At 63.5% G+C, this 26,360-nt stretch carries 30 protein-coding genes; 17 read left to right on the plus strand and 13 right to left on the minus strand.

The genetic code is table 11. From position 1 onward, the window contains the following. Positions 1-156: 156 nt before the first annotated feature. Both NEI07_RS15105 and cimA read left to right on the plus strand, forming a co-directional pair. Positions 157-666 (plus strand): GNAT family N-acetyltransferase, encoded by a 510-nt coding sequence (locus tag NEI07_RS15105; RefSeq protein WP_256035653.1) that lies wholly within the window; start codon positions 157-159, stop codon positions 664-666. Then, positions 666-2,303 (plus strand): citramalate synthase, encoded by a 1,638-nt coding sequence (gene cimA, locus NEI07_RS15110; protein ID WP_256035655.1) that lies wholly within the window; start codon positions 666-668, stop codon positions 2,301-2,303. Before NEI07_RS15105 ends, cimA begins: the two co-directional genes overlap by 1 nt. On the opposite strand, the gene NEI07_RS15115 is transcribed toward cimA, so the two are convergent. Next, the gene (locus tag NEI07_RS15115; RefSeq protein ID WP_109027508.1) at positions 2,287-2,883 is read right to left on the minus strand and encodes an LOG family protein; all 597 of its coding nucleotides are present in this window, start codon (positions 2,881-2,883) and stop codon (positions 2,287-2,289) included. The genes cimA and NEI07_RS15115 overlap by 17 nt on opposite strands. A gap of 111 nt (positions 2,884-2,994) precedes the next feature. Between NEI07_RS15115 and NEI07_RS15120 the strand changes: the two genes are divergently transcribed. Beyond that, positions 2,995-4,905, plus strand: coding sequence for an ABCB family ABC transporter ATP-binding protein/permease (locus NEI07_RS15120; protein WP_256035658.1), 1,911 nt, complete (start codon positions 2,995-2,997; stop codon positions 4,903-4,905). Positions 4,906-4,909: 4 nt separating this feature from the next. On the opposite strand, the gene NEI07_RS15125 is transcribed toward NEI07_RS15120, so the two are convergent. From NEI07_RS15125 to NEI07_RS15135, 3 genes are all read right to left on the minus strand, one after another. After that, complete coding sequence (locus tag NEI07_RS15125) at positions 4,910-5,179, minus strand: hypothetical protein (protein WP_256035661.1); 270 nt, start codon at positions 5,177-5,179, stop codon at positions 4,910-4,912. Positions 5,180-5,295: 116 nt separating this feature from the next. Next, positions 5,296-5,691, minus strand: coding sequence for a type II toxin-antitoxin system VapC family toxin (gene vapC / locus NEI07_RS15130; RefSeq protein ID WP_256035664.1), 396 nt, complete (start codon positions 5,689-5,691; stop codon positions 5,296-5,298). Further along, positions 5,688-5,894 (minus strand): type II toxin-antitoxin system VapB family antitoxin, encoded by a 207-nt coding sequence (locus NEI07_RS15135; protein ID WP_256035666.1) that lies wholly within the window; start codon positions 5,892-5,894, stop codon positions 5,688-5,690. The genes vapC and NEI07_RS15135 overlap by 4 nt, the downstream gene beginning before the upstream one ends. A gap of 221 nt (positions 5,895-6,115) precedes the next feature. Here NEI07_RS15135 and uvrB point away from each other — a divergent pair, with 221 nt between their 5' ends. From uvrB to NEI07_RS15160, 5 genes are all read left to right on the plus strand, one after another. Next, positions 6,116-8,680 (plus strand): excinuclease ABC subunit UvrB, encoded by a 2,565-nt coding sequence (gene uvrB / locus NEI07_RS15140; RefSeq protein ID WP_256035669.1) that lies wholly within the window; start codon positions 6,116-6,118, stop codon positions 8,678-8,680. Between the two features lie 110 nt (positions 8,681-8,790). Further along, positions 8,791-9,075, plus strand: a complete 285-nt coding sequence (locus NEI07_RS15145) for a hypothetical protein (RefSeq protein ID WP_256035671.1) — start codon at positions 8,791-8,793, stop codon at positions 9,073-9,075. Next, positions 9,072-9,506: a type II toxin-antitoxin system VapC family toxin gene (locus tag NEI07_RS15150; RefSeq protein ID WP_256035673.1), complete on the plus strand. Its 435-nt coding sequence runs from the start codon at positions 9,072-9,074 to the stop codon at positions 9,504-9,506. The genes NEI07_RS15145 and NEI07_RS15150 overlap by 4 nt, the downstream gene beginning before the upstream one ends. A 153-nt stretch (positions 9,507-9,659) precedes the next feature. Then, a complete protein-coding gene (infA, locus tag NEI07_RS15155) occupies positions 9,660-9,878 on the plus strand; it encodes a translation initiation factor IF-1 (protein ID WP_014890360.1) in 219 nt (72 codons plus the stop codon). 24 nt (positions 9,879-9,902) lie between these two features. Beyond that, the gene (locus NEI07_RS15160; protein ID WP_256035674.1) at positions 9,903-10,541 is read left to right on the plus strand and encodes a Maf family nucleotide pyrophosphatase; all 639 of its coding nucleotides are present in this window, start codon (positions 9,903-9,905) and stop codon (positions 10,539-10,541) included. 7 nt (positions 10,542-10,548) lie between these two features. Here the strand turns inward: NEI07_RS15160 and alr are convergent, their stop codons facing one another. After that, on the minus strand, positions 10,549-11,685 hold the full coding sequence (alr, locus tag NEI07_RS15165; RefSeq protein WP_256035704.1) for an alanine racemase: 1,137 nt from the start codon (positions 11,683-11,685) through the stop codon (positions 10,549-10,551). 52 nt (positions 11,686-11,737) lie between these two features. Further along, entirely contained in the window at positions 11,738-12,169 is a 432-nt protein-coding gene (ybgC, locus tag NEI07_RS15170) for a tol-pal system-associated acyl-CoA thioesterase (protein ID WP_256035676.1), read from the minus strand. Positions 12,170-12,347: 178 nt separating this feature from the next. Between ybgC and NEI07_RS15175 the strand changes: the two genes are divergently transcribed. Together NEI07_RS15175 and NEI07_RS15180 are read left to right on the plus strand one after the other, a co-directional pair. Further along, the gene (locus NEI07_RS15175; protein WP_256035678.1) at positions 12,348-13,007 is read left to right on the plus strand and encodes a peroxiredoxin; all 660 of its coding nucleotides are present in this window, start codon (positions 12,348-12,350) and stop codon (positions 13,005-13,007) included. A gap of 27 nt (positions 13,008-13,034) precedes the next feature. Beyond that, entirely contained in the window at positions 13,035-14,072 is a 1,038-nt protein-coding gene (locus NEI07_RS15180; RefSeq protein WP_256035679.1) for an MBL fold metallo-hydrolase, read from the plus strand. Positions 14,073-14,277: 205 nt separating this feature from the next. Here NEI07_RS15180 and ruvB read toward each other — a convergent pair whose 3' ends face one another. After that, positions 14,278-15,333, minus strand: coding sequence for a Holliday junction branch migration DNA helicase RuvB (gene ruvB / locus NEI07_RS15185; RefSeq protein WP_256035681.1), 1,056 nt, complete (start codon positions 15,331-15,333; stop codon positions 14,278-14,280). 47 nt (positions 15,334-15,380) lie between these two features. On the opposite strand from ruvB, the gene NEI07_RS15190 reads away from it, so the two are divergent. Then, positions 15,381-15,965 (plus strand): Uma2 family endonuclease, encoded by a 585-nt coding sequence (locus tag NEI07_RS15190; protein WP_256035682.1) that lies wholly within the window; start codon positions 15,381-15,383, stop codon positions 15,963-15,965. A gap of 8 nt (positions 15,966-15,973) precedes the next feature. On the opposite strand, the gene ruvA is transcribed toward NEI07_RS15190, so the two are convergent. The 3 genes from ruvA to NEI07_RS15205 all read right to left on the minus strand — a co-directional run bounded on the left by ruvA (position 15,974) and on the right by NEI07_RS15205 (position 18,425). Next, positions 15,974-16,588 (minus strand): Holliday junction branch migration protein RuvA, encoded by a 615-nt coding sequence (ruvA, locus tag NEI07_RS15195; protein WP_256035683.1) that lies wholly within the window; start codon positions 16,586-16,588, stop codon positions 15,974-15,976. Then, a complete protein-coding gene (ruvC, locus tag NEI07_RS15200; RefSeq protein ID WP_256035684.1) occupies positions 16,585-17,088 on the minus strand; it encodes a crossover junction endodeoxyribonuclease RuvC in 504 nt (167 codons plus the stop codon). The genes ruvA and ruvC overlap by 4 nt, the downstream gene beginning before the upstream one ends. A gap of 95 nt (positions 17,089-17,183) precedes the next feature. Beyond that, complete coding sequence (locus NEI07_RS15205) at positions 17,184-18,425, minus strand: dicarboxylate/amino acid:cation symporter (protein WP_256035685.1); 1,242 nt, start codon at positions 18,423-18,425, stop codon at positions 17,184-17,186. A gap of 132 nt (positions 18,426-18,557) precedes the next feature. Here NEI07_RS15205 and NEI07_RS15210 point away from each other — a divergent pair, with 132 nt between their 5' ends. Next, complete coding sequence (locus NEI07_RS15210; RefSeq protein WP_256035687.1) at positions 18,558-20,069, plus strand: choice-of-anchor I family protein; 1,512 nt, start codon at positions 18,558-18,560, stop codon at positions 20,067-20,069. 36 nt (positions 20,070-20,105) lie between these two features. On the opposite strand, the gene NEI07_RS15215 is transcribed toward NEI07_RS15210, so the two are convergent. Further along, positions 20,106-20,561, minus strand: coding sequence for an iron-sulfur cluster assembly scaffold protein (locus NEI07_RS15215; RefSeq protein WP_256035689.1), 456 nt, complete (start codon positions 20,559-20,561; stop codon positions 20,106-20,108). Between the two features lie 250 nt (positions 20,562-20,811). Here NEI07_RS15215 and folE point away from each other — a divergent pair, with 250 nt between their 5' ends. The 3 genes from folE (at position 20,812) to NEI07_RS15230 (ending at position 23,001) form a co-directional block, all read left to right on the plus strand. Next, positions 20,812-21,441 carry a GTP cyclohydrolase I FolE gene (gene folE / locus NEI07_RS15220; RefSeq protein WP_256035690.1) on the plus strand — a complete coding sequence of 210 codons (630 nt, stop codon included), beginning with the start codon at positions 20,812-20,814 and terminating at the stop codon, positions 21,439-21,441. Further along, entirely contained in the window at positions 21,441-21,830 is a 390-nt protein-coding gene (hisI, locus tag NEI07_RS15225; RefSeq protein WP_256035692.1) for a phosphoribosyl-AMP cyclohydrolase, read from the plus strand. The genes folE and hisI overlap by 1 nt, the downstream gene beginning before the upstream one ends. Before the next feature lie 115 nt (positions 21,831-21,945). Further along, the gene (locus NEI07_RS15230; protein ID WP_256035695.1) at positions 21,946-23,001 is read left to right on the plus strand and encodes a patatin-like phospholipase family protein; all 1,056 of its coding nucleotides are present in this window, start codon (positions 21,946-21,948) and stop codon (positions 22,999-23,001) included. On the opposite strand, the gene NEI07_RS15235 is transcribed toward NEI07_RS15230, so the two are convergent. Continuing rightward, positions 22,998-23,429, minus strand: coding sequence for a CBS domain-containing protein (locus tag NEI07_RS15235; RefSeq protein ID WP_256035698.1), 432 nt, complete (start codon positions 23,427-23,429; stop codon positions 22,998-23,000). The two genes, NEI07_RS15230 and NEI07_RS15235, sit on opposite strands and share 4 nt — an antisense overlap. A 49-nt stretch (positions 23,430-23,478) precedes the next feature. After that, entirely contained in the window at positions 23,479-24,186 is a 708-nt protein-coding gene (locus NEI07_RS15240; RefSeq protein WP_256035699.1) for a rhomboid family intramembrane serine protease, read from the minus strand. Positions 24,187-24,528: 342 nt separating this feature from the next. Here NEI07_RS15240 and NEI07_RS15245 point away from each other — a divergent pair, with 342 nt between their 5' ends. Together NEI07_RS15245 and NEI07_RS15250 are read left to right on the plus strand one after the other, a co-directional pair. Continuing rightward, entirely contained in the window at positions 24,529-25,029 is a 501-nt protein-coding gene (locus NEI07_RS15245) for a PAS domain-containing protein (protein ID WP_256035701.1), read from the plus strand. Between the two features lie 381 nt (positions 25,030-25,410). Further along, a complete protein-coding gene (locus NEI07_RS15250) occupies positions 25,411-26,352 on the plus strand; it encodes an outer membrane protein (RefSeq protein ID WP_256035703.1) in 942 nt (313 codons plus the stop codon). Positions 26,353-26,360: the final 8 nt, after the last annotated feature.

Raw genomic sequence — 26,360 nt, forward strand, 5'->3', positions numbered from 1 at the left:
GTTTGTTCCGCGAGGTCGCGATATGTCCAACGATGACTGGAAAAAAACGCTGCCCTTCAAACGTCATTGGGCGGTCTATCTGCTGTTCAAAGTGCTGATCCTCGCGCTCGCCGCCTACATCGCCTGGCATCTGCTGCGCGCGTTCGAGATCGTGTGATGGCGCGCGGCGCGCAAACGCCCGGCCTGCGGCCCTTTCTTCCCGCAGACGCCGCAAGGCTCGCGGCGCTCTTTCGCGCCAGCGTCGAGGCGCTTGCTGCCGATGACTATGACGAGGCGCAGCGCGAAGCCTGGGCGTCCGCGGCTGACGACGAAGCGGCCTTCGCGTCGCGCCTCGCGGACGCGCTGAGCATCGTCGCGCTTGTCGACGGGGACATCGCCGGCTTCGCCTCGCTGCGCGACAATAAGATGTTCGACATGCTCTATGTGCGACCCGACATGGCGCGCAAGGGCGTCGGGTCGGCGCTGGCGGAGGCGATTGAAAAACTCGCCGCCGCACGCGGGACGACAATGCTGACGGTCGAGGCCTCCGACGCGGCGCAGGACTTTTTCGCCGCGCGCGGCTATGTGGCCACGACGCGCAATATGAAAACGATCGCCGGCCAATGGCTCGGCAATACGACGATGACCAAGGAGCTGGCGGCGCCCGCCGCTGGGAGAGCGCATTGATGGCCGAAGAACGAGCCAAGGAACGGCTGACGCTATACGACACGACGCTGCGCGACGGCGCGCAGACGACGGGCGTCGATTTTTCGCTCGACGACAAGCGTCAGATCGCCGCCATGCTGGACGAGATCGGAATCGACTATGTCGAAGGCGGATATCCCGGCGCCAATCCGCTCGACACGGAGTTTTTCGCGCAGCGACCGAAACTGCGCGCGCGCTTTGCCGCCTTCGGCATGACGCGGCGTCAGGGCCGCTCGGTCGAGAATGATCCGGGCGTCGCGGCGCTTCTCGACAGCGCCGCCGACGTCGTCACCTTTGTCGCCAAGAGCTGGGACTTTCAGGTTCGCGTCGCCTTACGTTCCACGGAAGAAGACAATCTTGACAGCGTTACGCAATCCGTAAAGGCCGCCGTCGCGCGCGGTAAGGAGGTCGCGGTCGATTGCGAGCATTTCTTCGACGGCTTCAAGGCGAACCCCGACTATGCGCTCGCCTGCGCCAAGGCCGCCTATGACGCAGGCGCGCGCTGGATCGTGCTCTGCGACACCAATGGCGGCACGCTGCCGCACGAGGTCGAGCGCATCGTCGCGGAGGTGGTCAAGCAAATTCCAGGCGACCGCGTCGGCGTGCATTGCCATGACGACACGGGGCAGGCGGTGGCGAATTCGCTTGCCGCCGTGCGCGCCGGCGCGCGGCAGATTCAAGGCACGCTCAACGGTCTTGGCGAACGCTGCGGCAACGCCAATCTCACGACGATCATTCCAACACTATTGCTGAAGAGCGAGTTTTCCGAGCGCTTCGAGATCGGCGTGACGCAAGAGAAGCTGACGCATCTGACGCGGGTCAGCCACGCGCTCGACGAGCTTCTCAACCGCGCCCCGAACCGCCATGCGCCCTATGTCGGCGCCAGCGCCTTCGCGACCAAGGCCGGCATTCACGCCTCGGCGGTGCTGACCGATCCGCGCACGTACGAACATGTCACGCCGGAATCGGTCGGCAATGTGCGGCGCGTCCTCGTGTCGGATCAGGCGGGGCGCTCGAACATCGCGGCCGAGCTTGGCCGATTGGGCGTCGTCCTCGACAAGGATGATTCGCGTCTGGCGCGGCTTCTCGATGAGGTGAAGGAGAAAGAAGCGCAAGGCTACGCCTATGAAGGCGCCGACGCCTCGTTCTTTCTTCTGGCCAAGCGCGTGCTCGGCGAGGCCCCGCATTTCTTTGACATCGAACGCTACAGCGTCGCGGTCGATCGGCGCTTCGCCCGGAATGGCGGTTTTGAGGACCAGGGCGCCGAGGCGATCGTCAAGATCAATGTGGATGGCGAGAGCCGGATTTCCGCGGCCGAAGGCAACGGCCCCGTCAACGCCCTCGATCTCGCGCTGCGCAAGGATCTTGGCGCCTATCAGCGCTTCATTGAGGACGTTCGGCTCGTCGACTATCGCGTCCGCGTCTTCCAGGGCGGCACCGATGCGGTGACGCGCGTGCTCGTCGAATGCGCCGACGGCGAGGGCGAGCGGTGGTCCACCGTCGGCGTCTCGGCCAATGTCATCGACGCGTCCTTCGAGGCGCTCGTCGACGCGATCAACTACAAGCTGCTGGTGTCCGTCGCGCGCAACGACCGTGAAACCGCTAAAGCCGCTCAGTGATTGCTGTCTCGCTGATGTCAGGCGAATGGCGGACCGCCGCGAAAATCATCGGCAGAATGTCTTCGACGCGTTCGGCCACGAGATAGCGCACGTTATCGACCTCGCCGAAGAATTCCTCGTTCCGCATATGAGCGAAAAGCGACAGCAGCGGCCGCCAGAATCCGCCGATGTCGGCGATGACCAGCGGCTTGGTGTGACGGCCGAGCTGGATCCAGGTCAGTTGCTCGGTCAGCTCCTCCAAAGTGCCGACGCCTCCAGGCAGCGCGATGAAGGCGTCGGAGCGTTCAAACATCAGGCGCTTGCGCGTGTGCATGTCGTCGACGACGACGAGCTCGGTCGCGCCCGTAAAGGGAATCTCCCGTCGGTCCAGGAATTCAGGAATGATTCCCGTGACAACGCCCCCGGCGGCGACCGTGGCCTTTGCCAGAACGCCCATTAAGCCAATGGCTCCGCCGCCATAAACGAGGCCGACCCTGGCGCGCGCGAGGGCCGCGCCCAATGCGCGCGCCGCCGCCGTGTACCGCGGATCGGCGCCGATCGAGGAGCCGCAATAGACGCAGACATTCTTGATTTCTCGCATGTGCAGTCTCGAGCAACGCTATCGCCGCGCTGCGGCTTGGGGTGCGCATCCCTTCTAAAACTCATATATGACGCAAAACGTCGCGCCAGTGGCCCATTCATTCGGAGACCTATGCTGAACCCTGATCAAGGCGAATCAAGCGCAGTCGATATAGAAGACGCGGCGCCCCAGCCCAGTACCGAACAGCAATTGTCGGAATCCTCTCTTTTCAAGACGATACGGCATTTGTGGCCTTACATTTGGCCTCGTGGCCGCCGCGATCTCGAGCTTCGGGTCGCCGCGGTTTTTGCGCTGCTTATCGTCAGCAAGCTGTTCAACGCCGCGACGCCATACGCTTTCAAATGGGCGACGGACGCCCTGGCCGAGGGCGGCCCCGGCGTGGCTGGGAAAATGGCGGCCGCCGCGGTCTTTTTCACTTTGATGATGGGCGGAATCCGCATCGCTTCAGTCGTGCTGATGCAGCTGCGCGATGGCGTCTTTGCGGCGGTGGCGATGCACGCCGTGCGTCGGCTGGCGACCGATCTCTTCGTGCATATGCATGAGCTGTCGCTGCGGTTTCATATCGGCCGAAAGACCGGCGGACTGACGCGCGTGCTTGAGCGCGGGCGCAACGGCATCGAGACGCTGTCGCGCCTCATCATGTCGACGGGCGCCCCGACAGTGCTGGAGATGGCGCTGGTGCTCGGCATTTTTCTCTATCAGTTCGGCTGGCGTTACGGGCTCGTCCTGGTCGCGACTCTCGCCGGATATTTTCTCTATACGACGCTCGCGACAAATTGGCGGATCGCCATTCGGCGCAGGATGAACGACAGCGACACCGACGCCAATCAGAAGGCGATCGACAGTCTGCTGAACTATGAAACGGTCAAATATTTCGGCGCGGAAAGGCGCGAGGCTGAGCGCTACGACAGATCGATGATCCGCTACGAGCAGGCGAGCACGCAGTCCTATGTCTCGCTTGCGGTGCTCAACGCCGGCCAGACGGTGATCTTTATCATCGGCCTCACCACCATGATGGTGATGTGCGTCTATGGCATCGAGGCCGGCCGCAATACGGTCGGCGATTTCGTCCTGATCAACCTTATGATGGGGCAGCTGGCGCAGCCCTTGAATTTCATGGGCACCTTCTATCGCGAGGTGCGGCAGGCGATCATCGACATCGAGACCATGTTCTCGATCCTGGCGCAGAGCCCGGAGATCTTGGACAAGCCCGGCGCGATCCCCCTCGTCGTGCGCGAAGGGCGGATCGTTTTCGACAATGTCTGGTTCCACTACGAGCCGAACCGGCCGATCCTCAAAGGCGTGAGCTTTGAAGCCGAGCCCGGACAAACCATCGCCATCGTCGGGCCGTCCGGCGCGGGAAAATCGACAATCTCGCGCCTGATGTATCGCTTCTACGAGCCGCAAGGCGGGCGCATTGCGATCGACGGGCAGAATATTCTCGACGTCACGCAGGAAAGTCTGCGGGCGGCGATCGGCATGGTGCCGCAGGACACCGTGCTGTTTAACGATTCGATCGGCTACAACATTCGCTATGGAAGGTGGGATGCGAGCGACGCAGAGGTTCGCGAAGCGGCGCAGCTCGCTCAGATCGACCGCTTTATCGAAAGCGTGCCGGAGGCCTATGGCGCGCAGGTCGGCGAGCGCGGGCTGAAGCTTTCCGGCGGCGAGAAGCAGCGCGTCGCGATCGCCCGCACGATTCTCAAAGGTCCGCCAATCCTCATCCTCGACGAAGCGACGTCGGCGCTCGACAGTCTGACGGAACATGAAATTCAGGAGGCGTTGAGGCGGGTCGCGCGCGGCCGCACCACGCTCGTCATCGCGCATCGTCTGTCGACCATCGTCGACGCCGACGAAATCCTGTTTCTGGATCACGGCCGCATTGTCGAGCGCGGAACGCATAAGGCGCTGTTGTCGCTTGGCGGCCATTACGCCGGCATGTGGAACCGCCAGCGCGAGGCGGCGGAGGCGCGCGCCAAATTGCTGGAGGCGGAGCGGGAGGAGTTGGAGGAAGCGGAGTAACCGCTCAGCGTTTCGACAATCGCCAGAGATTGCGATTGACCCGCTTGGCGTAAACCGCAAGGGCGCGGTCGGCGGCGCGATGCGGCTGGCCAGCGGCGACGCTCATCGCCGCCTCCATGCTGGCGTCGGCGGCGGCTTTGATCTTTTCAACGACCATCAGCCTGCTCTCGCGTCTACCACGCACGCCGCCCGTGGCGATCTTCATCAACCGCAAGCCGATCACCTGATTGGCCACGAAGCCCATCTTGAGCGTGTTGGAGAAAAGCTTGTTCATTCTCGATCGACCTCGGCGCATCGCAGCCTCCCGTCAAGGCAAATAGCGCGGCCGAGGCGTTGTCCAACTGTCACCGTTTAGCATTGCAAGTAACGGGCGCTGCGAGCGAAGCGTCGCTACGCCATCGCCGAGCGCAAACCAAGGCGCTCGACGAAGGGGTCGAAATCCCTGTCGCTGTAGAGCAGCGGCAGATCGCTTTCGATGCAGCGCGTGGCGATGATCGTGTCGATGGTTTTTCTCGGCGTCACGCCGAGACCGCGCAGCTTGCGATAGTTTTTTGCCGCGCGCAGGGCGATTTCCTTTCCGCCGAGTTCGACGATCGTCAGCGTGGTCAGGAATTTCTGGGCGCGGGTGAAATCGCGGTCGCGATCGAAGCCTTGCAGCACTTCGGTCAAGATCAAATCGCCGATTGCGACCAATTCCTCCTGGAGCAACCTGTCCAGACGATCGGTCTCAGGCGAGACGACGCCACGAAAATAGTCGATCCAGACGCTCGAATCGACCAGGATCATTTATCTGTTTTCTTATCCGTGCGCATAGCGTCGAGATCGCCGCGCCAGTCGAGCTTGCCGCGCAGGCTTCGGATTTGCTTTTGCCGCTGAAGGCGCAGCAGCGTCCGCAGCGCGAGTTCGACGGCTTCCTTCTTGGTCTTGAGGCCCGTCGCGCGCAGCGCCTCTTCCATCAGCTTGTCATCGATGACGATGTTGGTGCGCATGTGTATGATGCTCAAATTCTATACACATGCTATGCCTGTGTGGCGCTGGCTTCAAGAGTTTTATGCGCCGGAGGCGCGAGTCCGCCGCCGTCGTTTGCCCCAACGGAGCGCATTTGACTTGCCCCCTCCCCAACCCTCCCCCACTTCGCGGGAGAGGGAGTAGATTCGGGAAGCGGGGAGGTCCGCTTCCATCGCGCCGCCGTCTCCCCCATATTGCGGCCATGGCCTCTCCCCCTAAAAAGCCCAGAGATCCTGCGCGGCCGACGCGCGCCAAGGCGGCGAAGCCGGAGGTCGCGCCGCTCGCCCCGCATCTCATGCAGCTCCTCAATCCGGCGCTCGCGCCCGGGTTCGGCGAGGCGCCGCAGGCGGCCTATGACGCCTCCTCGGTCCACGGCCTCGACGAGGAGGACATCGAGAAATACGGCCTCGGCGAGGGCTTTCACGCTGGCGGGGGCGTTGAGGCGACAGCCGAGAGCCTTGCGCAACTGCTGCGCCTTGGCGATCCGAACATTCGCGACCAAAAGCCCTGGACGCCGCATCGGCCCGAGCGGCCTGCGAAGTCCGAAGGCGGCGTAAGGTTCGACCTCGTCTCCGAATACACGCCGAAGGGCGACCAACCGGCGGCGATCGAGGAATTGGTCAAGGGAATCGCGGCGCAGGAACGCGACCAGGTGCTGCTCGGCGTCACCGGATCGGGCAAGACCTTCACCATGGCGAGCGTGATCGAACGCGTGCAGCGTCCGGCGCTCATTCTCGCGCCGAACAAGACGCTCGCGGCGCAGCTTTACGGCGAGTTCAAGAGCTTCTTTCCCAACAACGCCGTCGAATATTTCGTCTCCTATTACGACTACTACCAGCCCGAAGCCTATGTGCCGCGCTCGGACACCTATATCGAGAAAGAATCCTCGGTGAACGAGCAGATCGATCGCATGCGCCACGCGGCGACGCGCGCGCTGCTCGAGCGCGACGACGTCATCATCGTGGCGTCGGTCTCCTGCATCTACGGCATCGGATCGGTCGAAACCTATACGGCGATGACCTTCTCGGTGACTCTTGGCGAGAAGCTGGAGCAGCGGCAGCTCGTCACCGATCTCGTCGCGTTGCACTATCGCCGCACCGGCGCCGATTTCACCCGCGGCACGTTTCGCGTGCGCGGCGACACCGTCGACATCTTCCCGGCCCATTATGAGGACCGCGCCTGGCGCATCAGCTTCTTTGGCGATGAGGTGGAGTCGATCTCCGAATTCGATCCGCTGACCGGCAAGAAGACGGTCGACCTCGAATTCGTCAAAGTCTACGCCAATTCGCATTATGTGACGCCGAGGCCGACGCTGCTGCAGTCGATCAAGGCGATCAAGGAGGAATTGCGCGCGCGGCTCGACGAATTGCACCGTTCCGGGCGTCTGGTGGAGGCGCAGCGGCTCGAGCAACGCACCCGCTTCGATCTCGAGATGATGGAGGCGACCGGCTCCTGCGCCGGCGTCGAAAATTATTCGCGCTATCTCACCGGCCGCAGGCCGGGCGAGCCGCCGCCGACGCTGTTCGAATATCTTCCCGACAATGCGCTGGTCTTCGCCGACGAGAGCCACGTCAGCATTCCGCAAATCGGCGCGATGTATAAGGGCGACTTCCGCCGCAAGGCGACGCTCGCGGAATATGGTTTCCGTCTGCCGTCCTGCATGGACAATCGCCCGCTGCGTTTCGAGGAATGGGACGCGATGCGGCCGCAGACCGTTTCGGTCTCGGCCACGCCGGGAAACTGGGAGCTCAATCAGACGGGCGGCGTTTTCGTCGAACAGGTGATTCGCCCGACGGGATTGATCGATCCGCTCGTCGAGGTGCGTCCGGCGCGCGCCCAAGTCGACGATCTTCTCGACGAAGCGCGATCGACCGCGCAGATCGGCTATCGCTCGCTCGTCACCGTGCTCACCAAGCGCATGGCGGAAGATCTGACCGAATATCTGCACGAGAACGGCGTGCGCGTGCGTTACATGCATTCCGACATCGACACGATCGAGCGCATCGAGATCATTCGCGATCTGCGGCTTGGCGCCTTCGACGTGCTGGTCGGCATCAATCTGTTGCGCGAGGGCCTCGACATCCCCGAATGCCGCCTCGTCGCGATTCTCGACGCCGATAAAGAAGGCTTTCTGCGCTCGGAAACGTCGCTCGTGCAGACGATCGGCCGCGCCGCGCGCAACATCGACGGCCGCGTCATCCTCTATGCCGATCAGATCACCGGCTCGATGAAGCGCGCGATGGACGAGACCAACCGTCGCCGCGCCAAGCAGGAAGCATATAATCTCGAGAACAACATCACGCCCGCGTCGATCAAGCGCGGCATCGCCGACATTCTCGGCTCGGTCGCCGAGCAGGATCATGTGACCATCGACACCGGCTACGACATCGCCCCGGGGCATAATCTCGCGGCCACGATCGCCGATCTCGAAAAGCGCATGAAGGCGGCGGCGGCCGATCTCGCCTTCGAGGAGGCGGCGCGCATGCGCGACGAGATCCAGCGGCTCCAGCGCGCCGAATTGCTCGCCGAGGCGAGCCCGCAATTTCGCGCCTCCTTTGGCCGGGGAGGGCGCGGCGCCATACGCCGCGACGAAGCGGAAAAGCTCGCCACCCGCGCGCATAAGCCGACCGACGCCGACATGGGACCGCATAATTTCGGCGGCGGCGAAGCGCGGCCTCTGGGGCGGCTCACGCCGCCGCCGCGCGTCTCGCCTCGCTCGTCTGGCGGCAAGCCTGGCACGCGCACGATGAAGGGCAAGCCGAAGTGACGCCGCGTCTCCCTTCTCCAGCTTGCAGGAGAAGGACGGCATGAAAGAGCCGGTCGAGATACTTGCTCGTGCGCCGGATTTCCGGTAGCTCTTCCGGAAGAAGGTTCAGAATGTCAAAGCCGCTAAAATCCAGCGTCCAACTCTATCGGCAGCGCATGAAGCGAAAGGGCCTCGTGCGTGTCGAGGTGCAGGCGCGCAAGGAGGATGTCGCGCTTGTTCGCGGCGTCGCCGCCGCGCTCGCCGATCCCTTCCGCGAAGCGGAAATACGCGCCGTTCTCCGTGATGTCGTGCCCTCCCCAGCTCCGGGCTCGCTCAAGGCGCTTCTCGCCGCAGCGCCGCTTGAAGGCGTTGACCTCGAACGCTCGCGCGATCTCGGCCGGGACGTCGCCTTTTGAATTTTCTGATCGACACCAATGTGATTTCCGAGTTTCGCAAAGGTGCGCGATGCGATGCGCGTGTCGCCGCTTGGTTCGCCTCCGTAAAGGACGAGCAGCTTTATCTGAGCGTTCTGACGCTTGGCGAAATCCGCCGGGGCGCGGAAAAGCTGCGGCGAAGGGACGTGAGGGGCGCCGACGCTCTTGACCGCTGGTTGATTGATGTCGAACGCGCGTTCGTCGGACGTATTCTGCCGGTCGACACTGATGTTGCGGGAGAGTGGGGGCGAATGAGCGCTCTTCGGACCGCCCCTGTTGTGGACTCCCTGCTTGCGGCCACGGCGAAAGTGAATGATTTGACGCTTGTGACTCGCAATGTTCGAGATGTTGAGGGATTGGGGCCCATCATTCTTGATCCCTTCGCGGCCGTGAAACCCAAGAAAGCGCGCTGAGGCCCCCCAACTCCCTGGTTCACAAATCCTTCGTTCTCGACTAGGGTCCGCGCCGAGTCCGCTCCCCGGCCGGGGAAGCGGTTTTTCGCTTTTCACGCGCTATCTAAGCCGCGCGGCCAAACTCGCGGCGAAGAGCGCCTCACAAGGAACCACATGGCCAAGGAAGAACTGCTCGAATTTCCCGGCGTCGTCACCGAACTGCTGCCGAGCGCGATGTTTCGCGTCAAGCTCGAAAACGACCATGAAATCATCGCCCATACCGCCGGCAAGATGCGCAAGAACCGCATCCGCGTATTGACCGGCGATAAGGTGCTTGTCGAGATGACCCCTTATGATTTGACCAAAGGGCGTATAACATATCGTTTCCGGTAATTTTCTTTTGGCGGAGCGACATTCTTGACAGCCAATCCTCCAATCGCCCGTCCCAAGCTCGTTCTCGCCTCCGCTTCGCCTAGGCGCCTGGCGCTGTTGCAGCAGGCCGGGCTCGACGCCGACGCCCTGCTGCCAGCCGACATCGATGAGACGCCGCACCGCGGGGAATCGCCGCGCGCCTACGCCACCCGAATCGCCAGCGAGAAGGCGGCTGCCGCCGCCAAGCTGAGGGCGACGCAGCCGGACCTCAAGGAATCCTTTCTGATCGCCGCGGACACGGTCGTCGCCGTCGGCCGGCGCATCCTGCCCAAGGCCGAGACGCGGGAGGAGGCCGAGGAGTGCCTGCAGCTGCTCTCGGGACGCCAGCACCGGGTCTTTTCGGCGGTGAGCCTGATCACGCCGCGCGGTCATGAGCGCAGGCGTCTCGTCGAGGCGCGGCTGCGGTTCAAGCGCCTCGGCTCGACCGAGATCGAGGCCTATCTGTCGACCGGCGAGTGGCGCGGCAAGGCGGGCGGCTACGCCATTCAGGGACGCGCCGGCGTGTTTCTGGTGAAGATCGTCGGATCCTACACGGCCGTCGTCGGCCTGCCGCTGCACGAGACGGTGTCGCTCCTCGCCGGCGAGGGATATCCCGTGCTCGCGCCGTGGTTCGCGATGGCGTGACGCCGAGCTAAGCCCCGATATAGCGCCGCGAGAATCGCGCGCCGAGCCGCGTGAGGATCTCATAACCGATGGTGCCGGCGCGCGACGCCGCTTCCTCGAGGCAAATGCCGTCGCCCAGCAGCTCGACCCATTCGCCGCGCTGCGCGGCCTCGCGCGGCGCCGCGGAGACGTCCAGCACGACATAATCCATCGATACGCGGCCGATGAAGGGGCAGCGGACGCCGCCGACGAGCGCTTCGCCTGACGGCTTCTCAGCGCAAGAGGCGGCGCCGACCGGCACGCCGTCCGCATAGCCGACGCCGATTGTGGCGATGCGCGTGCGCCGTTGCGCCGACCAAAGCGCGTCATAGCCGACGCAGGCGCCTGGTTCGATCTCGCGCGTCGAGAGAATGCGCGCGCTGAGCCGCGCGACGGGACGCACCGGGCATTCAGCGTAAGGCGTGGGGTTGCCGCCAAACAGCGCGTAACCGGGACGAACCAGATCGAAATGCGGGCGCTGCGGCAGGAACACGGCCGAGGAATTCGCCATCGACGCCGGAATGTCGGCGAAGCGCGCGCGGGCGTCGAGGAACGCCTCGATCTGCCGGGCGTTGCGGGGGTCGTCGCGTTTTTGCGAGCTGACGAAATGGCTCATCACCAGGGTGGGGGCAAGGTGGCGCGCGCGCTCCGCCGCCTCTGCCGCCTCGCTGATTGGAATTCCGAAGCGATTCATCCCCGTGTCGAAATGGATCGCGGCTTTGGGCTTGCGCCCGGTCGCCGCCCAGTCGTCGATTTCGCCGAGCGAACCCAACGCCGGTATAAGATCGGCGGCGACGAGGCGCGGCGCTGCGCCGGGCACGAGCCCGTCCAGCACATAAATGGTCGCGTCGTGGGCGACGACCCGGGCCGCTTCGCCCTCGACGACATTGGCGACGAAAAAGGTTCGGCAGCCGGCCGAGAGCAGTGCGCGCATCGCGGGCGCGAGCCCCAAGCCATAAGCGTCGGCCTTCACCACCGCGCCGCATTCCGCGCCGCCGGCCAGCCGACCCATCGTGCGCCAATTGTCGGCGAGGGCGGCGAGGTCGACGATCAGAACGCCGGTCTCCGCCGGATCCGATGGCTCGGTCAGGGGCCGCAGGCGCGCAGCGGGTTCGTTGATTCCCATCTCAACAGCCATTTTAGGCCGCAAAAGGCGGCGTCCAGATGGCGACGGCATTCTACTCTGAATTTGGCAGAAGACGCTCGAATTTCGCGCGCACCTCGGGTGGCAGGCGGCGCGCGCGGCCGGCTTCGACGCACACGATCCTGACCTTGGCGCGCACAAGCAGTTCCGCCTGCCGCAAAACCCGCTGCTCAAGCGCGAGCGAGGCGCCGCCGAGCTCAAGAGTCTCGGTTTCGACGGTTAGCAGGTCGTCCATTGTCGCGGGCTTTTGAAAGTCGACATCCATCGACCGGACGACGAAAAAAATCGGCGCGCCAGCGGAGCCCGCCAGCAGCGCGCGCTGATCGAGGCCCAGCGCGCGCAACATCTCCGTGCGCGACCGCTCCATGAAGCGCAAATATGAGGCGTGATAGACGAGTCCGGAAAAATCCGTGTCCTCGTAATAGACGCGAATGGAGAGGGGCGGACATGGCGTGATCGTCGTCATTTGGCGTTCGGCTGGCGGCTGGGTTGGAGTTTTCACCGGTAGAGACAGCGCCAGGCTTGAACGCCGCTGTTCTTGATACTGAGCGCAACAGTCGCATTTAAAGGCATACGCTCTCAAGCGACGAAGAGCGTCGCTCACGCTACAAGGCGCGTCGCAACCATAACCGAGGAGTTCCTACATGTCTTTCCACATCGGCGACAGCGCGCCGGATTTCGAAGCCGACACCACGCAGGGACGCATCAAATTCCACGACTGGATCGGCGATTCCTGGTGCATCCTGTTCTCGCATCCCAAGGATTTCACGCCGGTCTGCACAACCGAGCTTGGCTACATGGCCAAACTCGAGCCGGAATTTAAGCGACGCAACGTCAAGATCATCGGTTTGAGCGTCGATCCGGTCGACAATCACGCCAAATGGGCGGTCGACATCGAGGAAACTCAGGGCGCGAAGCCGAATTATCCGATGATCGGCGATCCGGACCTGCGCATCTCCAAGCTCTATGGAATGTTGCCCGCGAGCGCGGGCGGCGACGCCAGCGTCAGAACGCCGGCCGATAACCAGACCGTGCGCAACGTCTTCGTCATCGGGCCGGACAAGAAGATCAAGCTCATCATGGTCTATCCGATGACGACCGGCCGCAACTTCGACGAAGTGCTCCGAATCATCGACTCGCTGCAACTGACCTCCACACATAAGGTGGCGACGCCGGTCAACTGGCGGCCGGGCGACGACGTCATCATCGCCGGTTCGGTCTCCGATGAAGAGGCCAAAAAGATCTACCCGCAGGGCTGGAACGCGCCGCGGCCCTATCTTCGCATTGTTCCGCAGCCGAAATGATGCGGGGCAGGCGCAGGAAAGCGCGCGATGATCTTCCGGCAGCTATTCGATAGCGTCTCCAGCACCTACAGCTATCTCCTCGCCGGCAATCGCGGCGGGGAGGCGCTGATCATCGATCCGGTGCTCGACAAGGTTGACCGCTATCTCCAGCTGATGCGCGAGCTTGATATTCGGCTGGTCAAAGCGGTCGACACGCACACCCACGCCGATCATATCACCGGCCTGGGCGCGCTCCGCGACCGCACGCACTGCATTACGGTGATGGGCGAGCGCAGCAGCGCCGACGTGGTGTCGATGCGCGTAAGCGAAGGCGAGCGCATCCGCATTCCGGGCGTCGAGCTCGATGTTCTCTACACGCCTGGTCACACGGACGATTCATACAGTTTTGTGATGGGGGACCGGGTTTTCACCGGCGATACGCTGTTGATCCGTGGCACCGGCCGCACCGATTTTCAGAACGGCGACGCGCGGGCGCAGTACGAGTCGCTTTTCGGCAAGCTGTTGAAGCTTCCCGACTCGACGCTTGTCTATCCGGCGCACGACTATAAGGGCGATACGGTCAGCACGATTGGCGAGGAGCGGGCGTTCAATCCGCGTTTGCAGGTCAAATCCGTCGATGAATATGTCGCGCTGATGGACAGTCTGCATTTGCCCAACCCTAAAATGATGGATGTGGCCGTGCCCGCCAACAGGAGCATCGGCCTGCATCAGGAGGACATCGCGCGGCGCGGCTGGTCCTTGACGCCGCAAGAAGCGCTCGACGTTCTCGGTCAGCCGTCGACCGCTCTTGTTGATCTGCGCGAGCCGCATGAGCGTGAAACCCAGGGCGTCATTCCCGGTTCGCTCCATATGCCGTATGACGAACTCGAAGAGAATATTCGCGGCGGCGGGCTGCTGCATGAATTGGCGGTCGCCACCGGCAAACGCATCGTTTTTTATTGCGCCTTCGGCGAGCGTTCGGCGATGGCGGTCGAGGCCGCGCAGGAAGCGGGACTAACTTCGGCGCGCCATATTCAGGGCGGCATCGACGCCTGGACAAAGGCCGGCGGACCGCTCGTAGGCTAATTCAGACATTGGCTCGATCGTGTTGACTCCTCCGCAGGAGTTGGAAAGCGCAGCTTGAGACGCCATGTACGCTCTTACGGAGTGTGCAACATGAGCTCAAAATTTCTAAACCGCGCGCTGAAGGCGCTGGAGCATGCCGGCGAGATCGCCGCCGTTCTCCCATTTGGCGCAATGATCTATTTCGTGCTCACCGCGTGATCGCTGATTAGTCTTCGCCTTCGCCAAACAATCCGAACTGCGCAGCAGGGCGCGCCGGCTCGGCGAGGCCAAGGTGACGGAAGGCGTGCGGCGTCAGCAGGCGCCCGCGCGGCGTGCGCTGCAAGAAACCCTGCTGCAAAAGAAACGGCTCGATAATGTCCTCGATCGCGTCGCGCGGCTCCGACAGCGCCGCGGCGATCGTCTCGATGCCCACCGGGCCGCCGCCGAAATTGACGGCCACCAGATTGAGATAGCGACGATCCATCACGTCGAGGCCGATTGAATCGACTTCGAGGAGCGACAGAGCGTGATCGGCGAGTTTGAGGGTGATTGATCCCACGCCATCCACAACGGCGAAGTCGCGCACGCGTCGCAGAAGGCGGCCGGCGATGCGCGGCGTGCCGCGCGAACGGCGCGCGATTTCCTTCGCGCCCGAAGCGTCGACGCCGATCCCCAGCACACGCGCGCCGCGCTTGACGATCAGCTCCAATTCTTCCGGCGTGTAGAAATTCAGCCGGACAGGAATGCCGAAGCGATCGCGCAGCGGCGTCGTCAGCAGACCCGCGCGCGTCGTCGCGCCGACGAGGGTGAACTTCGCAAGGTCGATCTTCACCGAACGCGCCGCCGGGCCCTCGCCGATGATCAGGTCAAGCTGGAAATCCTCCATGGCCGGATAAAGGATTTCCTCCACCGCCGGATTGAGCCGGTGAATTTCGTCGATGAACAGCACGTCGCGCGGCTCAAGATTGGTGAGGAGCGCCGCGAGGTCGCCGGCCTTGGCGATGACGGGGCCGGAGGTCGAGCGAAAATTAACGCCAAGCTCACGCGCAACGATCTGCGCCAGCGTGGTCTTGCCCAGCCCCGGCGGGCCGACAAGCAGCACATGATCGAGCGCGTCGCCGCGCGTCTTGGCGGCCTCGATGAAGACCTTGAGATTGGCGCGCGCCGCCTCCTGGCCGGTAAAGTCCGACAGCGACAGCGGGCGAAGCGACGCGTCAGCGTCGTCGTCGCGCTGCTCGGGACTGACAAGGCGCGCGGGTGTGTTCAAAGGGGCGGCTCCCATGCGCTGGCGCAGGCGCTATGCTATGATGCGGCAAACGGAGCCGCGCCGTGAATCGCCCGTCCTCGCAGTATGAGTATATGTCCCTCGACGATTTCGAGGAACTTCTGCCCGACAAGCCCGCCGACGAGAAGTGGGAGCTGATCGGCGGCCGCGTCGTGCGCATGATGGTCGGCGCGCGCTGGGAGCATAAGCGGATCGTCCAAAATCTGACAGTCGCGCTGATGAATGAGTTTCGGCGGCGCGGTTCGGACTGTCGCCCCTTCGACGAGACGTTCTACCTGAAGCAGCGGCTGCTCGATCTCGCGTGCTTCCCTGACGTTATGGTGCGTTGTGGGCCGCTATCGCCCGACGCGACCTCGCTCGACGACCCGGTCGTGCTCATCGAAGTCGTGTCAAAAGGCTCCGCTCAGCGCGACCGATGGGAAAAATGGGGGCTTTATCAAAAGCTTCCGTCGCTGCAGCATTATGTGCTGGTCGAGCGCGACCAGCTCGCCGTCGACGTCATCGACCGCGTGGAGGGCGGTTTCTTCGAGCGCCCAAGACTTGGGTCGATCGGCGACACGCTCCGCCTTCCGGCGATCGAGTTCGAAATGACGCTCGCTGAAATCTACCGCGACGTCATCGCCGCCTGATCTCGCGTTCAGCGCGCGAGCTCCCGCAGGCCTTGGCGGATCAGCGCGCTCGCTTCGGCGGCTTCGCCAAGCTGCTTGAGGCTTTCCGCCACCGCGGCAGCCGCCTGCGGGCGCCCATAACCGAGATTGACCAGAGCGGAAATGGCGTCGCGCGCGGCCGACGGCGCGCCTTCCGGCTCCTCGCCCGAGAGCCGCGCCAGGGCGGGGTCGATCGCGCCGAAGGCGGGGGCCTTGTCCTTCAGCTCTGCGACGATGCGCGCGGCGAGCTTCGGGCCCACGCCCGGCGCGCGGGAGACGGTCGCCTTGTCCTGCATGGCGATCGCCGAGGCGAGATCGTTTGCCGGAAGAATCGACAGGATCGCCAGCGCCACTTTGGCGCCGACGCCCTGCACGGTCTGCAGTAGGCGGAACCAGTCGCGCTCGGCCTCGCTCGCAAAGCCGAAGAGCCTGATCGAATCCTCGCGCACCTGCGTCTCGATGGCGAGCGCGGAAGCCTCGCCGACGCGCGGCAGCTTCTGCAGCGTGCGCGTCGAGCAGTGCACCACATAGCCGACGCCATTGACGTCGAGGATGACGAAATCCTCGCCATAGCTGTCGATGAGCCCTTTGAGTTTGCCGATCATGCGGAAATCCGCAGTTTCGCGCCGCGATGCTGGGCGTGGCAGATCGCGACCGCCAGAGCGTCGGCGGCGTCGGCGCTCGTCGCTCCGCTCGCCGGCAGCAACACCCGCACCATCATCTGCACTTGCGTCTTGTCGGCGTGGCCGGCGCCGACGACGGTCTTCTTGACGAGATTGGCGGCGTATTCGGCGATGACGAGGCCGGCGAGCGCGGGGGCGGTCAGCGCCACGCCGCGCGCCTGTCCCAGCTTCAAGGCCGACTGCGGATCGCGATTAACGAAGGTCTCCTCGATCGCCGCTTCGTGCGGCGCATGATCGGCGATGACGCCCATCAGCCCTAAATGCAGTTGCGAAAGCCGCTCGCCCATGTTGAGGCTTGCGTCCGAGCGCACGCGCCCGCAGGCGACGAAGGAGAGCCGCGAGCCCTGCGCCTCGATGACGCCCCAGCCGGTGTTGCGCAGGCCGGGATCAATGCCGAGGATGCGAATCGGGGCAGGGGTCATGCTGCGAGCGTAGGCGGAAAGGGGCGTCGGGGCGAGACTCTTGCAGCGTCTTTTGCGGCGCCTCTTGCGGCGTCTTTTACGGCGTCTCGGACGCTTCAAGGCGGTCGCGTCTCCGGCCGCTCGCGCGTTTTGCCGTCCAGCAGACAGCTGACCGTTACGTCGCCCATGACGTTAATGGCTGTCCGGCAGCGATCCAGCAGCCAGTCGACGGTCAAAAGCATGGCGATGTAGTCGGTGGGCAGCGCCACGGCCTTGAAGACCATCGTCATCGTCACCAAACCCGCTTCCGGAATGCCGGCCGCGCCGACGGATGCGATAACCGACGTCACCACGACGATGAACTGCTGGCTGAGCGTCAAATGCATGTCGAGCAGTTGCGCGACGAACAACGCCGACATGGCTTCGTAGAGCGCCGTGCCGTCATTATTGAAGTTCGCGCCCACGAGCGCGCCCATGCTGGCGGACTCTTCGCGCAGCCCGACATTTTCGCGCAGGCGCGCATAGGTCACTGGCATCGTGGCGGTGGAGCTGCCGGTCGAAAACGCCATCACCAACGCATCGCGCACGCCCCGCAGCAGTTCGAACGGGCGCACCCAGGAACCCAGTCGCACGCGAATGAGGTAGTAGCCGGCTTGCAGGGTCAGCGCCGCAAGCACCGCGACGACGAAGCCCCCCAAAGCGAGAAAATCGCTAAAGCCCTTCACGCCGACGATGCTGGCGACGATGCCGAACACCGCCAGCGGCACCAGGTCGATGATCCAGTGGAGAATCGTAATCAGGCTGGTCAGCGCCACGTGAACAAGATCTTCGACGGTGCGCACTTCATGATGGCGCAGACTTCTCAGCGCGACGCCGAGCGCCACCGCAATGAAGATGACGCCCATCACCGCGCCATTGTCTGAAAATGGCCCGCCGATGCTTTTGGGCACGCTGTCCAGGAATTGCGCGAGAGGATCGGCGCCAATAGCAGCCTTGGCGGGCGCGTGCGCCGGCGCGGGGTTCGACCATGAACCGGGTTGCAGGACATTGGCGACAAGGAGACCGACGCCGATCGCCACCAGCGTGTTCGTCAACAGCAGTACGACCAGCCGGAGCGCCTTCCGTCCGCCAAGATGCGCGCGCATGAGCGCCTGCACGATCGCCAGCAGGATCAGCGGAGGGGCAAGCGCCCCCAGGAGCCGCAGGACGAGCTTCGCGGGAATTTCGAGCGGCGCGGCGTGCGGGCCAAAGGCGACGCCCACCGCGACGCCGGCAGCCACCGCGCCGAGGATGCGAAGGTAAAGCGGCGTTCCACGCCACCAGCCGAGGGCTATTGGATATTCCCGATCGGAGGTCAACGGCGCCGCTCCTGTTGCGCCTCAGCATAGGCCCGATGCAGTTGCGAAAGAATGATTGTCATGCGGCTGAAATGTTCCCCGTCGATGTTCCGGGTCAAGCTACAGCTTCTCGGATATCGGAAAGACTTGCACATGCGACTGCACTACAAACTTCGCGCCGGCGCCGCCTTGCGCTGTCTGTCCATCGCTCTTGCGTCGCTCTACATCGGCAGCGCGTCGGCGGAGCCGCCGTTATCGGTCGAAACGCGCCGCGTCTGGAGCTATCCCCATGCGCAGAGCAATATCCCGGGACAAAAAGCGGAAATCATCGCCTATGACGAGCGCGCCGACAAGCTGTGGGTGGCGGGCGTGGCCGGCGTCGATGTGCTTGCGCGAGACACCGGCAAATGGATCGGCAATGTCAGCGTTGCGCCGTACGGCGCCGTCAACAGCGTCGCGATCCACGACGGGCTTGCCGCGCTCGCAGTCGAGGCGAGCGATCGCTCGCAGCCCGGCGTGGTCCTCTTCATCGACACGCGCACGGGCCAGCGCGTGGGCTCCCCCGTCACCGTCGGCGCCTTGCCAGACATGCTGACCTTTGCGCCTAACGGCCGCATGGTGCTCGTCGCCAATGAAGGAACGCCCAGTCCGCGCACGTCCGGTCAGCCATGTCCGGTGGATCCGCCTGGCAGCGTCAGCCTGATCGACGTGCGGACGCGCGCGGTCACGACGCTGCCCATAAGCCCGACGCTTCCGGGCTATGCCGAGCTTCGCCAGTTTCCCGCAACCGGCAATGGCGGGACGCGTCCCGATATGTGTCCTTACGATCCGGAGCCGGAATACATCGCCATCGACCCAAAGGGCGATAAGGCCTATGTCGGCCTTCAGGAGGCAAATGGCGTCGCCGTGCTGGACTTGCGAATGCGCCGTTTTGAACGGATCATTGGCCTAGGCCTGAAAGACTTCAATCTTCCCGGCAACGGCATTGACGCCAACGATCAGGACGGTGTCGTCAAGCTGGAGCAGGTCCCCGTCAAGGGACTTTATCAGCCCGACTCCATCGCGGCCTATGAGCATCGCGGCCGTACCTATCTGGTCATGGCCAATGAAGGCGATTCGAGAGACAATGGAAGCAATGACGGCGAGGACGAGCGTCGCGGCTCCGCCGGCAATTCCAGCCTGGAATATGTGCCGGACGGTTCATTGCTCGGCCGCCTGACAATGTCGAACGTCGAGTCGAGCCGGGGAAATCTTGTTTCATTCGGCGGCCGGTCGTTCTCGATCCGCGACTCCGCAGGCCGCGTCGTTTTCGACAGCGGCAATCAGCTCGACGCCGAAGCGATCAGCCGCGGCGTCTATGACCATGGACGCAGCGACAACAAGGGCGTCGAGCCGGAAGGCGTGGCGCTGATGCATATCGAGGGGCGTGTGCTGGCCTTCATCGGGCTCGAGCGCACGACAAAGTCGGCCATCGCGATTTACGACGTGACAATTCCCTTCGCGGCGCAATTCCTGGACATGATCATTAGCGACGGCGATATTTCGCCGGAAGGCGTGACCGCTCTGAGCGCGCGTGGGCGCAATTTCCTCGCCGTCGCCAACGAGGTTTCTGACACGACCTCGCTGTTCGAGATTCGACTGCGTCAAAGGTTCGCGTTCCGCTGAGTCGGCTGCGGGAAGGCAGAAGCGCGCCTGCATCGTTCAGGCGCGCGTCCTAGCTCGATCAGAGGGTGAAGCCTCCGCCTTCGTCACCGCGTCCGCCACGGCATCAAACGCCAGCATCGTCGACCCATGCCGGGCCTTGTAGTCGCGCACCGGCTCCAGCACCGCGAGGTCGGCCCATTTGCCGGTCGGCGGCGGGCCGTTCTCCTTGAGCATTCGGCGCAGCGCGTCGCGCGCCTCGCGCAGCTCCTGCGGCGTGGAGCCGACGACGTTGCGCGCCATTATCGAGGCCGACGCCTGGCCCAGCGCGCAGGCCTTCAATTCATGCGCATAGTCGGCCACTTTCCCGTCTTCCAGCCTCAGATCGACGGTGATCGTCGAGCCGCAGAGTTTGGAATAGGCCGAGGCGGTCGCGTCCGGGCGCGGCAGCCGGCCGATGCGCGGAATGTTTCCGGCAAGCTCCAGAATGCGTTGATTGTAAATGTTGTCGAGCATCGCCGCCGGTGCATCCAAGCCAAGGCCTTACCATCGCCTTGGTAAATCTCTATATAGGATTTCGCGCGGCTTCACGAAAGCGATCGCCGCGCCGGGGCCTTCCACGGCCCTGTTCGTCTCGAATTCTCGCGTGATCTCGACACCATCAGGAGAGGGCGACGATTTGAGAAGCCTTGCACGTTTCGTGCTAGGCGAGAGGATGCCGACGCCCTTTTGAAGGCGGGCGGCCGTCGTTAGTCGGAGGCGCCACATGGATGACGTGGTTAAGACCTTTTCCCTTCCGTCGCTGGAGCCGCCCCCGCCGATCGAGCGCCCAAGCCGCGAAGAGGCTGAGGCCGCCGTGCGCACCCTGTTGCGCTGGGCGGGAGACGATCCGGGCCGCGAGGGGTTGCGAGACACCCCGCGTCGCGTCGTCAAAGCCTATGAAGAGTTCTTCAGCGGCTATCGAGAGAGCGCCGACGAGGTCCTGTCGAAAGTCTTCGAGGAGGTCGAAGGCTACGACGATCTCGTGCTTGTTCGCGACATTCCTTTTACCTCGCATTGCGAGCACCACGTCGTGCCATTCGTTGGAAAGACGCACATCGCCTATTATCCGGCGGGCGGGGTGGTCGGTCTGTCGAAGCTGGCCCGGCTCGTCGAGATTTTTGCCCGCCGCCTCCAGACTCAGGAGGCGATGACGGCGCAGATCGCGGCGGCGATCGATGAAGCGCTCGCGCCGCGCGGGGTCGCTGTTATGGTTGAGGCGGAACATATGTGCATGTCGATGCGCGGCGTGATGAAGCAGGGATCGTCCACGGTCACCATGCAGTTTTCCGGCGTTTTCCGTGATGATCCGGCCGAGCAGGCGCGTTTCTATACGCTGCTGCGCGGGGCGCGGTGATGTCGCAGGCGTCCAGAGAGGTGGAGGAGGGGCGCGTTTTCGCGCCGAAATTCGACGCGAACGGCCTCATCGTCTGCGTCACCACGGAGGCGGCGACGCGCGAAGTGCTGATGGTCGCCTATATGAATGAACTCGCGCTCGACAAGACCATCGAGACGGGTCTCGCCCATTATTGGTCGCGGTCGCGGCGCGCGCTCTGGCGCAAAGGCGAGACGTCGGGGCAGACGCAAAAAGTGCTTTCGCTGCGCGTCGACTGCGATCAGGACGCCGTGCTGCTCGAGGTCGAGGTCGGCGGCGACGGCAAGGCTTGCCATACGGGGAGGAAGTCCTGCTTTTATCGAGCGCTCGGCGACGATGGCGCGCTGGTTTTCTCCGCCGATGGCGCATAAGCGCTGATGATTGGCGGAAAGTTAACCTGAAGGCCACCTTTCGAAGCGCAGGCTGGTCTCCAAATATATCTTGTGCCGCGCGCCACGACGGCGACAGCGGCGCAGGAAGGCCCGCATGTTATCGCTACGCTCACGCAACCCCCAACTTCCCGACGCCGATGCGGCCAGCGCGATGACGGACGAACCGCAAGCCCCCCCGACGACTCTCGTACGCAAGGCGGATACCGAGGCCAAACAGCAAAGACGCGGTCAGCCGACGATTGGACTGGCGCTCGGCGCAGGCGCGGCGCGCGGTTGGTCGCACATCGGCGTGCTGCGCGAGCTCGCCGCCAACGACATCAAACCGGATGTGATCGCAGGCACATCGATCGGCGCCGTCGTTGCCGGATGCTACGCCGCCGGCAAACTTGATCAGATCGAAGCCTTTGCCCGCACCCTGACCAAGCGGCGCGTCTTCACGCTGATGGATCTCTCATTTTCCGGCGCGAGCCTCATCACCGGCGAACGGCTGCGGTCCGCTCTGGAGAAGGAACTCGAAGGCGTGGAGATCGAAGACCTGCCAATACCCTTCGCGGCGGTGGCGACTCAGGTCGGCACGGGCCACGAGGTGTGGCTGCAGCATGGCTCCCTGTCGCTCGCCATCCGCGCATCTTATGCGCTGCCGGGTGTTTTCGAGCCGGTGCGCATTGGCGATCGCTGGCTTTTTGACGGCGCGCTGGTCAATCCCGTGCCGGTCACCGTGTGCCGCGCGCTCGGCGCGGAATATGTGATCGCCGTGAATGTCACGGCCGACACGATGTATCGCGCGCGCGTCATCCGCGACGATCCCGCCGCGCTGCATCGCGCCGCGGAGGCTGGGCCGTTCGGGGAGAAGGCCGACGCGTCCTTCGTCGATCGGTTCCTGCCCCGCTATTTCGACCGCCAGCCGGGAGACGCCCCGAATGTCGCGACGGCGATGATCGACGCCTTCAACATCATCCAGGATCGAATCCTGCGTTCGCGGTTGGCCGGCGACCCGCCCGACGCCACGATCACGGCCCGCATGGAGGAGGTCGGCATGTTCGACTTTCACAAGGCGGAGCAGCTCATCCATGTGGGGCGCGAGGCGACGAAGCGCGCGCTGCCGAACATCTTCGCCCACATCCCGCTGCCGGCCCTGTCCAGTTCTTAGGCTTGGGCGATATATTCACGCATCGATCGGTGCTCTTCCTCGATGACGCGAATGCGGTATTTGACCACGTCGCCGATCGACACAAGGCCCACCAGGCGCGTTTCCCGGACCACGGGAATATGCCGGCGCCGTTCGATGGTCATCACGCGCATCGTGTTCTCGACGGCGTCGTCTTCTCTCGCCGGCTGGGGGCTGGGCTGCATATACCCGGATATGCGTTGCGTCAGCGCCTCTGGCCCATCCAACGCCACCGCCGAAACGATATCGCGCTCGGCGATCAGTCCAGCCAGTCGGCCGCTGTCGTCCAGAATGACGAGCGCGCCGATTCGATAGCGCATCATGAGCTGAGCCGCCTGCTGCAGCGTCGTGTCGGCGCTTGCAGTCACCACCTCTCTTCCTTTCTCTGCGAGTATGTTCGAGATTGTCATCTGGCCCTCCTTTCGCTCTCGAACGGCCTCCCTCGCCATCCGAAGAGCGTTACTGCGAACTCAGGGCATGCCGACCCGCGTGATCGAAGAAGCTGAAAAAGAGCAGGCCGAACAAAAACCCTCCGACGTGCGCTTCCCAGGCGATCGCGCTCGACACGCCGACCGCCTGCGGAAAGACGCCAAGAAGCACGTTCACCGCTAACCATGCGACAAGGAAAAACATCGCCTGTCGGTTCAATGCCAGTTGCGACAGCGAAGTGAAATGCGATTCCTCGTCGTGTGGCGTCCGGGGGGTGCGCTTGTTGTCCGCCAGCCGCGCTCCTGGCGTAAATGCGAAACGCACAATTGCCCCCATTGTTCCAGAGATTGCGCCTGACGCGCCCACGACAGGGGCGATTGCGTAAGGGTGCAGCGCCAGAAACAACAGCGCGCCTGCGAACGCGCTTGCGGCGAGAAAGAGGAGGTAGCGCGCCGAACCGAATCGACGTTCGACCGGCGTGCCGAATGCTGCAAGCGCCAACACATTCACGATGAGATGCGTCCAATCGCCGTGCAGAAAAAAGTAGGTCAGCAGGGTGGCGTATTCGGCGCCGCCTTCAAGCGTCACGCGCGCCGGGATGAAGGCGAATGTCGTTAGCAGCCAGTTTGAGAACTCCAAAGGACCGTAAGCGACGACGAGCTGAGTCGCCGTGAGCGCGACGATGAGCGTCTTCGTCACTGTCGGGAGATTGAAAATTCGTTCTCGACTTGCGGGCACGTTCGCTCCTGTCCGTTTTGCTGGGCAAGGGCCCGCGCAGCCGCAATGCTAATCCAACGCGACCGGCGTCGGCGAGCGTCCCGATCTGAAACGCCTGGCGGCGAGGGCGAGAACGGATTCGTGAGCGCCGAGCGGGTCGATCGAGATCGCTTCCGAGCAGTTCATCTTGTTGTTTTAGCACGTATTTTGTAGGTGCGGGGTCCGGGCCGTTGGTCAGCTCCGCCAGCCTGGCGATTGCCGTTCCGATGGCACGATGGCTGCTTCTGTCGGGAAGATTTGGAACGCTAAGCGGGAAAGCGTCCCAATCCTGGGCGGGGGCGCACGAGCGTCGGGCGGATTAGAATGAGATTGCCGATCACCAGAGATCTTCACGACTATTGGGGGCGATTGAAGGGAGAACGGGCGGCGCCGGATCGAGCGGAGATCGATCCCGTCGCGATTCTTCACATTCTGCCCGACATATTCATCATCGAAGTTGACCCGGAGCGCCGACTTCCGCTCCGTCTCTGTGGCGCTCGGGTTAACGCCCTGTGGCAGCACGAGCAGAAGGGACGCCTCTTCCTGGAATGGTGGAGAGCGCAGCGGCAGGAGGCGGCGGCTGAGGCGATACGCCGGGTCATCGTCACCCAAACGCCGCTTGTCGCACACGCCCGGACAGCGCTGGGCGCCTCGGAATTCGAACTCCTGCTTCTGCCTCTGCATCATTTCGGCAAGAGCTGTTCGCGCGTAATGGGGTCGCTTGCGCCCGCGCAGCGGCTTGATTGGGTGGGAATTCACCCCGTGGGACAGCTCGATCTGGTCGCCGCACGGATGCTGGAGGACAAGGTGGCGGAGGCCTCGTAAGAGGATTGTCTCCGCGGCGCGATTGTTCGCCTGGCGGCCTCCAATGGCTAGCGGCCCTTTCGAAGCAAGGCCGTTTGCGGTGAGCCATCGCCTCCAATCGCGTTCATAGCATTGCGAAGCCGCATGCTTTGAGCGCGCCGATCACCCTCATCGGCTCCATACTCGCGAGAGGCAGTAACGCTCGATCCGGCTCTGACGTTGCGCGTTGTGGCGCCGGCGCCACACCAGCCGGAATTCGGACCGAACGCCCGCAAGATAAGAGGTTTTTGGATTGACTGTGCGCAGCCTCGACTGATTGAGTGCAGTGCATGGCGAGCGATCGCTGATGGTTTCAACAAGCAATCGGGCGAAGTTTTCCGCCTCCAAGCAATGAGGACTCAGATGAAAAAAGCTCTTTCCGTCGCCGCTCTTGTCCTTGGGCTGACGGGCTCGGCTTTGGCGGCCGATCTTCCCCACTACAAGGCTCCTCCGCCGCCTCCGCTGCCGCCGCCGCCCCTGTGGACTGGCTTCTATGTGGGTCTAAACGCGGGCGGGACGTGGAGCTCAAGCAACGCAAGCAATGTTGGCGCATTCGCTGTCGGCACCCCCGGTTGGCCGCACGGCAGCGCGCCCGCTGATACTGCGGCAAACTTGGCCGCAGCTTCGCTGGCGACGAGTGCAATTGCGTCCGTCAACAATAGCGGGTTCATCGGCGGCGGTCAGATCGGCTACAACTGGCAGTTCATGAACAGCTTCGTCGCGGGCGTGGAAGCGGATATTCAGGGGATTGCTGGCGGCAACAACAGGGCGAGCTCCGTTGGCATCGGTCCAGTGCCGCTCGACCCCGCCGGCGCTCCTACTACTGCGAGCAATTACCTCGGCTTTACGTCGGTCTCGAAGCGCCTGGACTATCTGGGCACTGTCCGCGGCAGGCTCGGCTGGCTCTTCACGCCGACCTTGCTGGTCTATGGCACCGGCGGTCTAGCCTATGGCGGCGTGAACTTCAGCCATTCGGTGTCCCTCTTCAATGACGTTTATTCGCCGACGAATCACATCCCAGCGACTTTCGGCGGTTCCGCTTTCTCCGACACGCGTGTCGGCTGGACGGCTGGCGGCGGCCTCGAATGGATGTTCATGCCGAACTGGTCCGCCAAGGTCGAATATCTTTATTACGATCTCGGCAGCGTGACTACCGCATTTGCCCTTCCGTTGTCGGATACGCTTACCGGAAATAGCGCCTTAGTCATTGGAAGCGCTAGAACGCGCTTTAACGGCAACATCGTTCGCGCCGGCGTGAACTATCACTTCAACTGGGGCGCGGCCCCGGTCGTCGCGAAATACTGACACTGAAC

Origin of the sequence: Methylocystis suflitae (assembly GCF_024448135.1) — a bacterium.
Lineage (GTDB): Bacteria > Pseudomonadota > Alphaproteobacteria > Rhizobiales > Beijerinckiaceae > Methylocystis > Methylocystis suflitae.

Bases quoted from the DNA above. Each gene is read 5' to 3' on its own strand.
- NEI07_RS15120 (WP_256035658.1), top strand. From the start codon at position 2,995: ATGCTGAACCCTGATCAAGGCGAATCAAGCGCAGTCGATATAGAAGAC.
- hisI (WP_256035692.1), top strand. From the start codon at position 21,441: ATGTCGCAGGCGTCCAGAGAGGTGGAGGAGGGGCGCGTTTTCGCGCCG.
- NEI07_RS15125 (WP_256035661.1), bottom strand. From the start codon at position 5,179: ATGAACAAGCTTTTCTCCAACACGCTCAAGATGGGCTTCGTGGCCAAT.
- NEI07_RS15180 (WP_256035679.1), top strand. From the start codon at position 13,035: ATGATCTTCCGGCAGCTATTCGATAGCGTCTCCAGCACCTACAGCTAT.
- NEI07_RS15235 (WP_256035698.1), bottom strand. From the start codon at position 23,429: ATGACAATCTCGAACATACTCGCAGAGAAAGGAAGAGAGGTGGTGACT.
- NEI07_RS15245 (WP_256035701.1), top strand. From the start codon at position 24,529: ATGAGATTGCCGATCACCAGAGATCTTCACGACTATTGGGGGCGATTG.
- alr (WP_256035704.1), bottom strand. From the start codon at position 11,685: ATGGGAATCAACGAACCCGCTGCGCGCCTGCGGCCCCTGACCGAGCCA.
- NEI07_RS15230 (WP_256035695.1), top strand. From the start codon at position 21,946: ATGTTATCGCTACGCTCACGCAACCCCCAACTTCCCGACGCCGATGCG.
- uvrB (WP_256035669.1), top strand. From the start codon at position 6,116: ATGGCCTCTCCCCCTAAAAAGCCCAGAGATCCTGCGCGGCCGACGCGC.
- ruvC (WP_256035684.1), bottom strand. From the start codon at position 17,088: ATGACCCCTGCCCCGATTCGCATCCTCGGCATTGATCCCGGCCTGCGC.
- cimA (WP_256035655.1), top strand. From the start codon at position 666: ATGGCCGAAGAACGAGCCAAGGAACGGCTGACGCTATACGACACGACG.
- NEI07_RS15105 (WP_256035653.1), top strand. From the start codon at position 157: ATGGCGCGCGGCGCGCAAACGCCCGGCCTGCGGCCCTTTCTTCCCGCA.
- infA (WP_014890360.1), top strand. From the start codon at position 9,660: ATGGCCAAGGAAGAACTGCTCGAATTTCCCGGCGTCGTCACCGAACTG.
- ruvB (WP_256035681.1), bottom strand. From the start codon at position 15,333: ATGGGAGCCGCCCCTTTGAACACACCCGCGCGCCTTGTCAGTCCCGAG.
- ruvA (WP_256035683.1), bottom strand. From the start codon at position 16,588: ATGATCGGCAAACTCAAAGGGCTCATCGACAGCTATGGCGAGGATTTC.
- ybgC (WP_256035676.1), bottom strand. From the start codon at position 12,169: ATGACGACGATCACGCCATGTCCGCCCCTCTCCATTCGCGTCTATTAC.
- folE (WP_256035690.1), top strand. From the start codon at position 20,812: ATGGATGACGTGGTTAAGACCTTTTCCCTTCCGTCGCTGGAGCCGCCC.
- NEI07_RS15115 (WP_109027508.1), bottom strand. From the start codon at position 2,883: ATGCGAGAAATCAAGAATGTCTGCGTCTATTGCGGCTCCTCGATCGGC.
- NEI07_RS15145 (WP_256035671.1), top strand. From the start codon at position 8,791: ATGTCAAAGCCGCTAAAATCCAGCGTCCAACTCTATCGGCAGCGCATG.
- NEI07_RS15210 (WP_256035687.1), top strand. From the start codon at position 18,558: ATGCGACTGCACTACAAACTTCGCGCCGGCGCCGCCTTGCGCTGTCTG.
- NEI07_RS15135 (WP_256035666.1), bottom strand. From the start codon at position 5,894: ATGCGCACCAACATCGTCATCGATGACAAGCTGATGGAAGAGGCGCTG.
- vapC (WP_256035664.1), bottom strand. From the start codon at position 5,691: ATGATCCTGGTCGATTCGAGCGTCTGGATCGACTATTTTCGTGGCGTC.
- NEI07_RS15250 (WP_256035703.1), top strand. From the start codon at position 25,411: ATGAAAAAAGCTCTTTCCGTCGCCGCTCTTGTCCTTGGGCTGACGGGC.
- NEI07_RS15215 (WP_256035689.1), bottom strand. From the start codon at position 20,561: ATGCTCGACAACATTTACAATCAACGCATTCTGGAGCTTGCCGGAAAC.
- NEI07_RS15175 (WP_256035678.1), top strand. From the start codon at position 12,348: ATGTCTTTCCACATCGGCGACAGCGCGCCGGATTTCGAAGCCGACACC.